Origin of the sequence: Candidatus Chlamydia corallus (genome assembly GCF_002817655.1) — a bacterium.
In the GTDB taxonomy this organism is placed as follows: domain Bacteria; phylum Chlamydiota; class Chlamydiia; order Chlamydiales; family Chlamydiaceae; genus Chlamydia; species Chlamydia corallus.
In genome coordinates, this window is record NZ_NWQK01000004.1 from 1 (window position 1) to 14,178 (window position 14,178).

Below are 14,178 nucleotides of genomic sequence, written 5' to 3' on the forward strand. Positions count from 1 at the left end.
CCCCCCCCCCCCCGGCAGAAAGAGTAAGCTTCTTAGCGTAAATAGCCCCACCATTAGCTACCGCTTGGTTATCCGAGAAAGTCACGCTTTGATTCCCTGATATGATAACGTCCTCATCTCCACAAAGGGCTCCGCCATTTCCTGTAGTCCCCGTAACACTATTTCCAGAAAATACAAGGGCACGGTTTCCTGTAATTGTGCAATTTTTTGCGCTATTTATCGCGCCGCCAGCAGTATCAGCAATATTTTTTGAAAAGAGAATAGGAGCAACATTATTTGTAATATCTACAGTATCAGTTGTATAAATAGCACCCCCTTTCTTCCCTGTTGTAGATTTATTCTCTTCAAAAGAAATGGATCCTGTATTGCTTGTTAGCAAAAAACTCTTTGTAGAAATCGCGCCACCATCTTCACTACAGTAATTCTGTTTAAATAGAATTTTCCCATTTTTATTAAATGTAAGTGCCCCTCCACACTTAATGGCTCCTTTCCCTGTAGGAGTCGTAATTACCGATGAGGGGGCTGCTAAAAAAGTAAGACTTGAAAATCCCGTTAGCGAAAGATTTTTATCAGCTGCAGAGACAGAAAGAGCCGCGCCTTCAGCGCTAGACTTTATGTTTTGAAAAGAAAGTGCGTAGCCCCCTCCAGTAAAGGTTAGTCCTTCTGTGGTATCAGAAAAACAACCAGCAGTTAGAGCTGTAGTATTCCCAAGATTTTGCAGTGATACATCCCCTGTAAGAGTATAGTCTACTCCGGCAGTCGTAGCTTTGGGAGTGTAGTTTCCTGAGTTAGTATTTCCATCAAAACTATCCGAGGGACCTAGATTTTCAGCAGTAGCTGCAAACACTGAGGAGCAACTACTAAAACACGCCAGTGTTGAAGAGATGACTAACCAAGAAAATTGCGATTTCATAAACCTACTCTGTTGTATAGCGATAGATTTTGCCAATACAAAAAAAGAGAGGGGAATGCAAGGTAAAAAACTTTTTTACGAAGTTTTACATTACTTTTCAAGATTTTTTTGGAATCTTAGTGACGAGAGGGGAACGCAGGGTGGGTTAAACAAAAGCTCTCTTTTGAAGTTTAAAAACGGATAAACTTTCAGAAAAGAGCCAGATATTTTTAGAGGCTAGAAACTAAAACTTCCTCCAAGATCTACATTGTAGCTACGTGAGGATCCACGAAGTTCCATAGAGAGGTTACTTATGATCTCAAGATTCGGAGTGAAGGCATAGAAGATGCCAGCACGTCCGATCGCAGCCTGCCTTGAGAGATTGGTTCCTGTTGTTTTCCAAGAAGTATTGTTGATTATGAGAGCCGAGGTGCACTCAGGATTCTTACGGTAGACATCAGGAACATAAATGAAAGTGGCTTCATAAGAAGTGCGCTCGTTTCTAGAAAACCTTTCGAAGGTAATTCCGATAGGGATGGAGATGTTAACTAGATCAGCGCTATCGAAAGATCGTAGCAGGGTAGTATTGCGTTCTTGGAAGCTATCTTGGTGTATATAAGAAACTTCTAGTTTGATGAATGGAGAATATCCGTGGAAGAGTCCCTGACGTTGCAAAGAAGTTTGTGGTAGAGAGCTAGTAAGTTCTAGAGCGCAACCATCATTATACCATGAACTCTCTCCCTTGGGCGATTGAGTGTAATGGGTCTTCATATTATTTTTAGTATAGATATAACTAACCTGAGCATCGAACAGAACAGGTTGCTTCCCTTCGGAACCAGGAAGATAGCGAAGTAAAAACCCATGGGGAGAAGAAAAGGTGGCTAGATGTTGCAAATGAATAGAACCTGCATAGGCATGAGCTCTATTTTTATTTATAAAATGGTCCCTATCTTTTCCGAATAACTGACAAAAAGCTGCGGTGATAAGATCATCGGAAGCTAGGGTTGTAGTGGCTCCTACAACATAGCCCGCACTGATGTGACGAAAGCCTTTATTTATCTTAGTTTTGTCTTTATGAAAGAAGTTGGAGATCCCTTCGCACCAGATGCCACGAGTTTCATTGATTTGGCGTACTTTAGTAGCTATAAGTTGTTGTATTGCGCGGACATCTACAAACGATCCCCACAGTGTGTTGGGAACCAAGGTTCCACGACGCTCGGGATTAGGATTGTATCCTGTTTTTGTCCAGGTAAGAGTCGCAGATTTGGATTTATTTGCGGTATCCTCTTGCCAAGACAAGGTCCAATTTCCTTGGTATCCCCAATGGATAGGATTTTTCTCTACAGGATTAGGAGCCAAGTCTGTGATGTGGATATCTGTTGTGGCAGCAGCAGTAAGAGTAAGACAAGAAAAGATTTGAGGGTTATTCCAGGAGATATCTTCATAGACAGTGTTAGAAGGATCCGTAAGAGAGATCGCGCCAGATAATGTTATTGCCTGACTTGCTGTTGTTGTTTTTAACGTTGCCTTTTTGGTTTCTTTTAAGAAGCCTACATTGAGAACAAGATTATTTACGGTGATGGCTTCGGTTGTTTCTAATGTTGTGTCTGCATCCATCAGGAGGATAGAGCCTGGAGACTGTGTAAAGGACTTAGCTGCTAGAGTAACTCCCGATTTAAGAGAGAGTTGGCCGCCTGCAAGAATTATAGGCTGCTGAATTGTAGATTTCAGATTATCTGCAACTGCAGCTTCTGTTTCGGTGAGCTTCTCTCCTGAAAAGACGATTGTTCCTTGATAGGGAGGATTGCCTGTAACGTTAGGACCATTTACGTTCAAAACATCTGTCAGAGCTGTAGTTAGGCTGGTCGTGATGGGATCATAGAAATAGATGGTATTGCCTTGAGAGGCTCGTAGTTGTACAATTTTAGCATTGGTATTGCCAATATTAATGGCATTTCTTGTAGTAGTGAAATTAGGGGTAGTTCCTTTAATTATTGTGTTGCCTTCAAAAGTAATGTCCCCACTGTCTGCCGAAAGGCTCAAAGATCCAGAATCTGCGATAGCAATAGCTCCTCCTACTGGAGTTGTGTCTTTAACAGAGTTGTTTTTAAAGAGAGTAGGTCCTCCAGAAGAAAGAACGAGATTGTCGGTATAGATAGCTCCACCCCTAGTAATTGCTGAGTTTCCTATAAAGCTGAGTTCATTGTTTCCTGATAGGGTGAGTGTTGGTTTAGGAGCAGCTGTACCAACGCAGTAAATTGCTCCTCCAGTAGCTGAGGCTGCTGTCGTAGTATTGTTTACAAAGCTGATTGCATGGTTGTTACTAATAAAACTACTAGCTTCTGTATAGATAGCACCTCCATTATTCCCTGCGGTATTTTCAGTAAATTGTATAGAGTTGAACGTGTTGTTAATTGTAATAGCTCCCGTAGAATAGAGTGCGCCTCCTTTTTGCGTCGCTGAGTTCTTTTGGAAAGTGAGATTAGGGGTTAAGGAGAGATCGATAGAAGTGCCTTGTAAGGCACCACCATTGGTGGTAGAAAAGTTTTGGCTAAAGTAACAACTATGGTTAGATTTAAGAGATAGAGCTCCTGAGGATTTGACGGCTCCTGTTCCTGTGGTAGCATGAGTGGCTTGTATCACTGATAGATAGGAGAATCCTGATAAGGAGAGAAGTTTGTTCGCAGCTTCATTGATAATGGCACAGTTTGCTCCTGCATCGATAGTTTGTAGTAAAAATTGATAACCGTTGCCTTGGAAAATAAGATTTCCAGTACTTTCTTTAAAGCAGGCAGTTGTTAAAGCTGTTGGAGATCCTGCACTCGCGATCGACACATCCCCTATGAAGGTATATACAGTTCCATCTGCATTTGATGTGGCGGCTGGGGGAGTGTAGGTTCCTGGTCCAGAGAAGCTATTATCAGATCCTAGATTGATTTCGACAACAGCAGCAAATGTAGAGAAACTTAGAGAGAGGGGAAACGCTACAGCCGAAGAGATTAAAGACCAATGAAGTAAGGATTTCATATAGAGGTTTGTCGGTGATTTAAAAATTATTTCACCACATACTGCAATAAATTAAAGAAATCAAGAGGAATGGAGAGGATAGTAAATTGAAATGAAAAAAAATCCTCCCTAAGTTTAGGGAGGAAAACAAGAACTAGAATGAGTACCTTAGGCCACAGTCTACATTATAGATGTGTGCTGAGCCACGAAGCTCATAGGTAGCTTGCCCAGAGAGTTCTACATGAGGGGATAAGGTAAGATGGCTTCCAGCACTGGCTAAGAAGGCTTGGCGTGCCAAGTTTTTACATACTGAAGTCCAAGAAGCTCCACTGATAAGGAGTGAAGTACGAGAACGAGGGTTTTTACGGTAGACATCGGAAATATAGGATAGAGAAATCTCAAGATTATTTTTTTCATCTTTAGAGATTTTTTCTAAGCGAATACCAACAGGTATGGAACAGTTTACAAGGTCACCCTCATCAAAAGCACGGGCTTCAGCACCGCTCTCTTTAAAGTCTTCTTGGCGGCTATAGATAGCTTGGAACTTTAAGAAAGGGAAATATCCTTGGAAGAAAGGGGTTTCTTTCGGGAGATATATAGCTAGGGCTCCTCCCAGTTCTAGGGCTCCAGAGTTATTAGTCCATGAGCCCTGAGCTTCGGGATAGGAAGTATAGTGAGTATCCATATCATTTTTAGTATAGCTATAGCTTAGCTGACCATTCAAAATCAGGGGAATGTCTTTCAAGAGGTCGAAGATTCCTCCAGATGAAGGCATGGGAAGTCCTCCTAGAAATGCTGTATGCTGCAGGTATAGCGAACCTAGATAGTTATGAGAAGTATTTTCAACTATAAAAAGGTCTTTATCTTTTCCAAAGAGCTGGCAGAAAGCTAGGCTGAAGATATTTTCAGAAGAGTCTTCAGCACTCGCTCCAACAATATAGCCGTAACTTTTATGTCGAAATGCTTGGTTCATCCCCGATGCATCTTTATAGAAGAAATTCGCAGTTCCTGAAGCCCAGAGTCCTCGTTGCTGATAGATACTATTCGCACTGGATGTCATGATCTGTTGTAAAGTGCGAATGTCAGTGAAGGATGCCCATAAGGAATCGGGAACTATGGAAGCCCTGCGCTCAGGGTTCGGGTTATAGCCCGTGGTTATCCAAGTAATTGTTCCTGATTTTGAAGTTGTTGTGTCTGCCCACGTAGCCTCCCAATGTCCCTGATAGCCGTAATGAGGTTCAGGAGTTTGCACAGGATTTTTGAGAAGCGCGTCAATATGAATATCGGTAGCAGCAGCAGCAGTGAATACGACCAAAGGGTGCGTTGGTGTTTGGTTTATTGTATGGCTTTCATAAAAGTTTCCGCTGCTATCTTGAAAAACAAGAGGGGATGATAAGGTGATAGTTTTGCTTGCACCTGTTGTTTCAATCGTCACACTCTTTGTAGTATCCAAGGAAGAAAGATCCACAACAAGTTTGGTAAGAGTAATATTATCAGTACTTGCTTTGAGCTTGGTTCCTGGCTGCATCATGACTGTGGAGCCTTCAGTCTGTGTAAGGGTATTGATATCTAACTGTACATTCCCTTTGAGTGCTAAGGTTCCAGAGGCTAGAATCAATGGTTGTTTTAATGTTGTAGAGAGGTTCGCAGCGACTTTTGTCTCATCTTCAGAGAGTTTTTCACCAGAGAATACAATTGTTCCTGAATAATCTAGCAATGAGCTGCTGTCGGGTTGATTGATGGTAAGAGTATCTGTAGATCCCGTGGCGTGAGATGTAATAGGATCATAAAAAAAAATAGAGCGACCTTTAGCAGCCCGTAAGTTGGTGAATTTTGCTGAAGACCCAAGGTAGAGAGCATTTCGTTCAGGTGGAGGAGGATTGGTTGTTGTTAACGTATTTCCAAGGAAAGTAATATCTCCTTGATCTGCAGAGAGACTTAAAGATCCATTGTCTGGAATGGCAATAGCCCCACCTTTCCCTGCAGCTGTGTTTCCACATTTGTTATTCCTAAAGAGGGTAGGACCTCCAGCAGACAGGACTAAACTATGAGCATAGATCGCCCCACCTTCAGCTATTGAAGAGTTCTCAATAAAAGTAAGGATTTTATTTCCAGAGAGAGTCAGAGTAGGAGTACTTCCTGTTTTTGCACAGGAAATGGCGCCACCATTTCCTGTAGCCTCTGTTGCGCTGTTGCCAGAGAAAAAGACATAGCCATTTTGAGTAATCGAAGTATTGTCTTCAAAAGCTAGGGCTCCACCCCCTGTTTCTCCTTTATTATTCATAAAGACTAAATAGCCTGTGTTTCCTGAGATATTTGCAGTACCAGAGCTATAAACGGCTCCGCCTAATTTTTTCGCACTGTTACTAGTGAAGGTTACAGAAGATGTATTTCCAGAAATAGAAAGTGTTTTTGTAGTGATAGCTCCGCCATTATTATTAGTGTCATTGGAGACGTTTTGGCTAAAGAGAATATTTCCGTTATCAGTAAGATTTAATGCTCCTCCAGAACTTAGAGTGCTTTTTCCTGTAGTAACTGTAGATCCAGGAGCTGCAATGAAAGAAAGATTAGAAAATCCTGTGAAGGTTAGAGCTTTATCAGCAGCTGTGCTTGCTGCAGCTGCTGCATTCCCACTCGCATCGATTGTATTAAATGAAAAAGAATATCCTTTGCCAGTAAAGGTAAGATCGCCATTAGCTTTTGTAAAGCAACAACTCGTTAGTGCAGTGCCTTTCCCAGCTTCGCTTATATAGACGCTTCCTGAAAAAATGTAGTTAGTGCCGCTCGCATCTGTCGTGGATTTTGGCGCAAATGTACCGCCGTCAGCTCCATCAAAACTATCTGTAGGGGAGAGGGTGACATCTACTCCATAAGTTGAAATATTCAAAAGGATCGGAGTAGCGAGAGTAGAAGAAACCAGGAGTTTATGCAAAGGTATTTTCATAGAAAATGCTTTGGTTTATTAGTTAACATATTTTCGTTGCTCTAGAAACGAAACTTAGAGCCTAGGTTTATATTATAGTTTCGTGAAGAACTTCGTACCTCAAAGGCGAATTGACCGAAGATCTCCATGTGAGGATTAGGTTGGAAATGGTTCGCAGCACGCACAAGGAACCCTTGTCGTGCCAAGTTGGTGCCATAGGCCATCCAATCAGCATCGCTAGCTTTCAGGTATGTCCTGCATTTGGGATTGCGTCGGTATGGATCGACTACGTACATAAGAGTAAGATCATAAGTTCCCTTTTCTGATTTAGAGTCTCTCTCGAATGTAACACCTATAGGGATTTCTATGTTGATAAGCTCACTTTTATTGAAGGCTCGTCCTTCAGGGTTACGCTCGTAGAAGTCTTTTTGATGGGCATAAATATACTGCACTTTGACAAAAGGTTCAATCTCTTCGAGAAGATAGGGGACTGAAATTGTAAAAGGTAGGCTAGCTCCGAGATCTGCACAGAAGGCATCATTTCTCCAAGAACCATTGACTGTAGGGTACTTGGTGTAGTATGTCTTCATGTGGTTGTCCGTATGAAGATAACTGAATTTAGCATCAAAAGATAAAGGAATAGTCTTCGAGATCCCAGATAGAATCGAAGGAGCTCGACTTGCCTTACCCCAAAGGAAATTGGCAATTTCAAATAGCCCCTCTGTATGCTTGAAATATAAAGAGGCTCCGTAAATATCTCCATGATTCTTATCTGTAACATAGTTACGATCTTTAGCGAAAAGCTGACAGAATGCAAAGGTAAGCTGATCTGAAGCGGGAGTTGTTGCTGTTAGCCCTAGAATATACCCTCCGCTGATATGACGGAAACCATGGCGGTTTCGCATAGAGTCTCTGTAAAAGAAATTAGCGATTCCCGAAATCCATAAGTCACGCTCAAATGGCTCACCGTTAGATTTTGTTTCTATCAGCTGATTTAGCGAGCGTATATCTATAAAGTTGCCCCATAGGCTATTTGGAGGAAGATTACTTCTTCTCTCGGGATTGGGAATATATCCTTTTGGGGTCCAGTTGATGCTTCCTATTTTGGAAGAAGTTCCACCTGCCCAAGATAACTCCCAGTTTCCTTGATAACCATAGTGAGTCTCAGGTTCTTGAAGAGTCAGTGCAGAAAGAGCTCCGAGGGTTATTGTCCCGTTCGATCCTGCCGTAGTGATCTGAAGAAGGGGATAGGTGCTAGTAGTTTTTAAATTGTGATTTTCATAGAATGAATCTTGAGTGTCGACCAGTCGCACGGTCCCCGATAGGGAAATATTTTTATCCGCGGTTTCTGTTTTTAAAATTGCCTTGTTGGTCCCATCTAAGGAGGAGATGTTTACTGCTAAGCCAGTAAGAGAAAGATTGTCGTCTTTGGCACTGAGCGTAGTTCCTCCATCCATTAAAATTTGAGATCCTGGAGTTTGAGTTAAATTCTTGAAAGCGACAGTGACTCCGTCGCGAAGTGTAAGATTCCCTCGCGCTAATACCGCAGACTGTCTGATCGTAGAGGTAACGTTTTCAGCTATTGCTTTCTCTGCAGTAGAAAGTTTCTCTCCAGAAAAAATAATAGCTCCTCTGTACTCTACCTTGCTCCTTGCATCTGCTAAGTTTAAATTCACTATATCGGCAACAGCTGTTGTGCCTGGATTTGTAATGGGATCATAGAGATAGATAGACTGTCCCTTGGCAGCTCGTATTGTTATGACTTTACCTGTATCACTGATATTTATCGCGTTTCTTGTACTTGTTATTCCATTGGTGATCTGGTTATTATTGAAGGTAATATCTCCAGCGTCAGCAGAAAGAATAAGCTCACCAGCAGCTCCTATATTGATTGCTCCTCCTATTCCCTTACCTCCACTGCTTCCTGAGATGTTACTTTCAAATAACGTAGGGCCTCCAGAAGAAATGCTTACCTTAATTCCAGAGATTGCCCCACCATTTTTTAATGCTGTGTTATTTATGAAAGAGAGGTTTTGGTTCCCAGTAAGAGAAACAGTGGTGGCTGCCGTCGTGCAACAGATTGCCCCTCCCTGCGCTTGAACTGTTTCCCAAGCACTATTGCTGTCAAAGGTAACTTGAAAGTTATTCGTAATAGAACAGTTTCCAGAACTATAAAGAGCTCCTCCTGCTCCCTTCGCTATGTTTTTAAAGAAGGAAATGGTTCCTGGGTTGTTTTCAATAGTTAGAGTTCCTGTAGCGTAAACTGCACCCCCCTGTTTGCCAGTAAAGGCTTGGTTTTTTGAAAAACTAGCCGAATGAGAGGTCCCTGTTAACAAGAAGTTTTTAGTATTGATAACACCACCGTTATCCGATGAGAAGTTCTGATTAAATATGATTTGGGAATTTCCAGTTAGAGATACATTGTTCGCAGATTTAAGAGCACATTGCCCAGTAGGAGCAATGGTAAGAGAGGGACAAGAAAAAATTATGAGCTTAGAAAAATCGTTAAAGAGAAGGTTTTTGTCTGCTACTGAGGTGCTGGCTACAGTTCCAGAGCTGGAACCTGCGTTGATAAATGCAAAGGTCAGAGAATGATTGTTCCCTTGGAAACTAAGATCCCCGCCAGTTTCTTGGAAGCATCCTGACGCCAGTGCTAATCCTGAAGTTCCTGCATTTTGAAATGATACGTCAGAAAGTAAGGAATAGGTAGTTCCTGAAGCATCGTTAGTCGTATAGGGGGCAAAGTTCGTTCCATTTGATCCATCATAATTATTGCTGCTATCTAATTTCACCTCTGCTGCGACTATAGGGAGCGACGAAGAGATTAGGATTGAAGAAAAGAACAACCAAGAAACGGAGGACTTCATTTGTAAGCACTTTTTGAAACAAGGAAATTGAGTTAGCAAATACTGTAAAGAAAAAAAGAAATCAAGGGAAACTCCAGGCATTGATGTATGGAGGGAACCAGAATCCTAAGGAAGGGCGATCCTGTATTTTTCGTCATGCGGGCTTTAAGAATCTCTTTTATGAAGAGAGATGGCGTCCCCTCGATCACTTTACATGTGCTATCTCAATAGTGTCTTCATCTTTATAAAAAGGATGTTTCTCTAAGATCTTAGAAAGAATAACGAGTTCCACAATTTGCATTATAGCTTTTTGAGGAACTGCGGAATTCACAGCCTCCAGAAGCAAAACATTCAAAATCATGGAATAGCTTATACTGTCCAGCAGCCTCGGCAAAGAAAGCTTGACGTGATAAATTGGTGGCAAACGTAGACCATGATGTTCCATTTGCCAAGGAAGTCAGGCAAAGAGGATGATCTCTATAGGCGTCTATAATGTAACCTAAAGTAAGATGCAAAGCACTTCCTAGCTTTGCTGATTCGTGTTTGAAAGTGATTCCCATAGGAATAGAGAAGTTGATCAGGTGGCAAGCTTCAAAAGTTCGCGGATCAGCAGCAACCTCTTTGCATCCTTTTTGATTTACGCTAACAACTTGGAGTTTCGCATATGGAGAGTAGCTAGTGAGATAGTTATAGTTTAGATCTATAGGAAGTGAACCGCCAACTTCAGCAGCAAAGCTATGACTATCCCAATGGGATTTTCCTTTGGTACTGTTTGTTAGTTTTATCGTCATATTATGGTGGTTTCTTGCATAGGAAACCTGACCATGAAGAACAAGCGGAGTTTCTCCAGGTAACTCTGGAAGGATTTTAGAAAGGGCATGGCGACGCAAAGAGGTATGGAGAGGAACGACATAGGAGCTTTGGGCATAGACGGAGCCTGCATATACTTGAGATTTGATATCTGAGAGTACGTAATCCTTAGACTTGCCAAAAAGCTGGGTGAATGCAACAGCAAAGGTCTTTTCTTCAGGGGTGGTAATGCTGCCTCCAACAATATAGCCTCCTGAAATCAGACGGAATCCTGAGTTTTCTTTACGTTTATCTTGGTGGAAGGCATTAGAAATACCTCCAATCCAAAGGCCTTGATGTGAAGGAGCTTCTAACATCGCAATTGCTATGTTTTCCTGTATAGAATGGATATTAATATAGGCATTCCAGAGGCTATTAGGAACTAGAGTAGCGCGAAGTTCTGGTTTGGGAGAGTATCCTGACGGTTGCCATTCTGCAACTAAAGTAACTTTTCCTCCAGTTCCAACTTTAGGAACAAGAGTCCAACTTCCTTGATAACCATAAGTTGGGCTAGTCATGCCAGAAGGAATAGGATTGAAGTTATCTAAATTTACAGTTCCTGCAGTAGAAGAAAGATCTAAGAAAGGAAGATCTAAATTTGTTTTTAACCCAGGATTATCATAGAAATTTCCTTCGTTGTTATGGAACTTCAAATTACCTGAGATTTTTAGGTTTCCACTTGTGCTGTTCACGGCAATCTTGACCATATGCTTTCCGTCTAAGGCATCCAAATTTACAGAAAGATTGGTTAGTGTGATGTTGCCATCCGCATTGCTAGCTGTAGTCGTCTCTAAGGTTGTTCCTGCATCCATAAATATTGTAGAGTCAGGTTGTTGTGTGAAGGAATATACTTGTAGGGTTGCTCCTTCTTTTAAAACGACATTTCCTCCCGCTAAGTTGATCTTTTGGTTCAGTACAGTAGTAGTATTTGCAGCAATGGCCGCATCTGGACTCGAGAGTTTTCCAGCGGAAAATACTATAGTTCCAGTATTTGTTGTAGGTGGTACAGGTGGTACGGGAACAGAAGCTGTAGGAACATTTTTTGGTTGCACCTGAGGGGCAACAACGGCTTTGACAACAACGGGATTAATTACAAGTTCTTCTATGGTTCCAGATGTAGGAGTTTCCATCGTGATGGGATCGTAGAAGTAAATAGTGTGACCAGGAGCTGCTGCAAGCTTAGTGATCTTGGCTCCTGCACCCAGATGAATCGAGTTGGGCGTCGACTTTCCTTCCGTAGATCGATTCCCTGAAAAAGTAATGTCACCATCGATAGCCTCTAAAGAAAGTTCTCCATTGTCGGCAATATGAATGGCTCCTCCTTTTCCTGCAGAATTATTGGTAAATGAGACAGAACCATTTGCTGTGATCGAGAGTATTTTTGAATAAATCGCTCCTCCCGAAGTTTCGGCAGAATTGCCATCGAAGTCTATCGCTTGACTTCCCGATATTATACACTTGGGAGCATAGATTGCCCCGCCACTTGCCTTTGCAGTATTGCCACTAAAACTCAAGCTTTCATTTTCAGTAAGAGTTAGACTCTTTGTAGCTATATCGGAGTTGGCAATGTTGCAGAGGATCGCCCCTCCGCAACCGTCTTGATTTGTAGTAGTTGTTGCTGTTGCTGAGTTTCCAGAAAATATAAGAGCTTTATTTTTAGTAAGAGAGGTGTTTCCTTTAGTATGTAGAGCGCCTGCTGTTTTTGCAGTATTTGTGCTGAAAGTAACTGTTCCTGTACTTCCCGTAAGAGTAAAATCTTCAGTTTCTGTATAGATGGCCCCTCCTGCAGTTCCTGCACTATTTTGATCAAAGGTAAGGGTGCCGTTTCCTGATAGGGAACATTTGGTAGCATAGATAGCCCCACCACTTACTGTTGCAGTATTGGTAGTGAAGCTTAAACTTTCATTTTCAGTAAGAGTTAGACTCTTTGTAGCTATATCGGAGTTGGCAATGTTGCAGAGGATCGCCCCTCCGCAACCGTCTTGATTTGTAGTAGTTGTTGCTGTTGCTGAGTTTCCAGAAAATATAAGAGCTTTATTTTTAGTAAGAGAGGTGTTTCCTTTAGTATGTAGAGCGCCTGCTGTTTTTGCAGTATTTGTGCTGAAAGTAACTGTTCCTGTACTTCCCGTAAGAGTAAAATCTTCAGTTTCTGTATAGATGGCCCCTCCTGCAGTTCCTGCACTATTTTGATCAAAGGTAAGGGTGCCGTTTCCTGATAGGGAACATTTGGTAGCATAGATAGCCCCACCACTTACTGTTGCGGTATTGGTAGTGAAGCTTAGTTCTTGGTTATTTCCAATGGAAAGTCCTGTTTTTCCTGCTAGAGATGCTGAATCAATAAAGGCTAGGATCGCCCCCCCACATCCATCTTGATTTGCTGGAGAACCAGAGTCCGTGGCTTTATTCCCTGAAAAAATCAGTTTTACATTTCCAGTCAGAGAGTTATTTCCTTTAGAATATAAGGCCCCTCCCGTCTTCGCTGTGTTAGTACTAAAGGTAACAGTCCCTGTACTTTCAGTAAGAGCAAAATCTTCAGTTTCTGTGTAGATCGCTCCCCCACATCCTGCTGTTGCAGTATTTTGATCGAAGGTAAGAGTTGAGTTGGCATCCAAGGAACACTTGGTAGCATAAATAGCGCCGCCATTTCCTGTTGCAGTATTGGTAGTGAAGCTTAGTTCTTGGTTTCCAGAAATCTTCAAACCAGTTTTTCCTGCTACCGCAGCAAGATAACAACAGATTGCTCCGCCACACCCATCCTGGTTTGTCAGAGATCCTGAAGCATTCGTTTGATTTCCCTGGAAAACTACCTGAGTATTATCAATAAGAGCCAGGTTGTCATCAGAACACCAAGCACCTCCCGTCTTCGCAGTATTCGATTTGAAAGTAACGACTCCTGTATTGGAGGCAATCTTGCTGTCACTGGTTTTTGAATAAATTGCCCCGCCTTTTTCTGTGGCAGTGTTTGAGGAAAAGGTTACTGTTCCTGCGTTTTCTTGAACTGTAGTATTTGCTGCGGTACAGAAGGCCCCTCCATTTTTCGTGGTAGTGTTTTGATGTAAGAGAGCGGCTGTTGTAGTTTTAGTGAGATTGATGCTGTAAGCAGAAATTGCAGCCCCATCTTTTGCTGAAGAGTTACTCTGGAGGGTTACACTGGCATTGTCAGTAAAAGTAACACTCCCTCCACTAGTATTTGTAACAAAGACGGCGCCGTTCCCTCCTGAGGTGCTTGTTGCTGGAGCTGAGTCTATTAAGAGGGATGAGAATCCTGAGAAAGAAAGAGCAGAACTGGTGTTATTAATCGCAGCGCCATCATGCGTAAGCCCTAGTGCCTGTAGAGTCAGTGAGTACCCAGCTCCAACAAAGCTCAGTGCTCCTGAAGTATTTTCAAAACAGCTTTTATCTGCAGGATTAGTTGTAGATACATTCTTGATCGAAACATCACTCGTGAGATTGTAGGTAGTTCCCGAAGCTTCTGAAGTTTGCTTGACGTTGAAAGCAGAGCTATTATCATGGTTATCGGATGACGAGAGATTCGTTTCTGCAGCAGTTAATGAGGGTAGAGAGAGGACAAGAGCTGAAGAGGTAAATAACCAATGCAAAGAATTTTTCATTTGTTTCTTAGGGGTAGTAATAACAAGGTTCTATAAAAATACTCCCGCAGT

Annotated in this window: 4 protein-coding genes and 1 pseudogene; all 5 read right to left on the reverse strand. The window is 42.1% G+C overall.

Annotated elements, in window-relative coordinates; all coding sequences use genetic code 11:
• Positions 1-913 (reverse strand): annotated as a pseudogene (locus tag CMV32_RS04900) (polymorphic outer membrane protein middle domain-containing protein); the annotation flags it as partial.
• A 216-nt stretch (positions 914-1,129) separates the two neighbouring features.
• Positions 1,130-3,919, reverse strand: a complete 2,790-nt coding sequence (locus CMV32_RS04910) for a polymorphic outer membrane protein middle domain-containing protein (RefSeq protein WP_100934808.1) — start codon at positions 3,917-3,919, stop codon at positions 1,130-1,132.
• A gap of 133 nt (positions 3,920-4,052) precedes the next feature.
• Positions 4,053-6,842: a polymorphic outer membrane protein middle domain-containing protein gene (locus CMV32_RS04915; protein WP_100934809.1), complete on the reverse strand. Its 2,790-nt coding sequence runs from the start codon at positions 6,840-6,842 to the stop codon at positions 4,053-4,055.
• A gap of 41 nt (positions 6,843-6,883) precedes the next feature.
• Complete coding sequence (locus CMV32_RS04920) at positions 6,884-9,688, reverse strand: polymorphic outer membrane protein middle domain-containing protein (RefSeq protein ID WP_100934870.1); 2,805 nt, start codon at positions 9,686-9,688, stop codon at positions 6,884-6,886.
• A 248-nt stretch (positions 9,689-9,936) separates the two neighbouring features.
• Positions 9,937-14,127, reverse strand: coding sequence for a polymorphic outer membrane protein middle domain-containing protein (locus CMV32_RS04925; RefSeq protein WP_100934810.1), 4,191 nt, complete (start codon positions 14,125-14,127; stop codon positions 9,937-9,939).
• Positions 14,128-14,178 lie beyond the last annotated feature (51 nt).

Bases quoted from the DNA above. Each gene is read 5' to 3' on its own strand.
- CMV32_RS04910 (WP_100934808.1), bottom strand. From the start codon at position 3,919: ATGAAATCCTTACTTCATTGGTCTTTAATCTCTTCGGCTGTAGCGTTT.
- CMV32_RS04915 (WP_100934809.1), bottom strand. From the start codon at position 6,842: ATGAAAATACCTTTGCATAAACTCCTGGTTTCTTCTACTCTCGCTACT.
- CMV32_RS04920 (WP_100934870.1), bottom strand. From the start codon at position 9,688: ATGAAGTCCTCCGTTTCTTGGTTGTTCTTTTCTTCAATCCTAATCTCT.
- CMV32_RS04925 (WP_100934810.1), bottom strand. From the start codon at position 14,127: ATGAAAAATTCTTTGCATTGGTTATTTACCTCTTCAGCTCTTGTCCTC.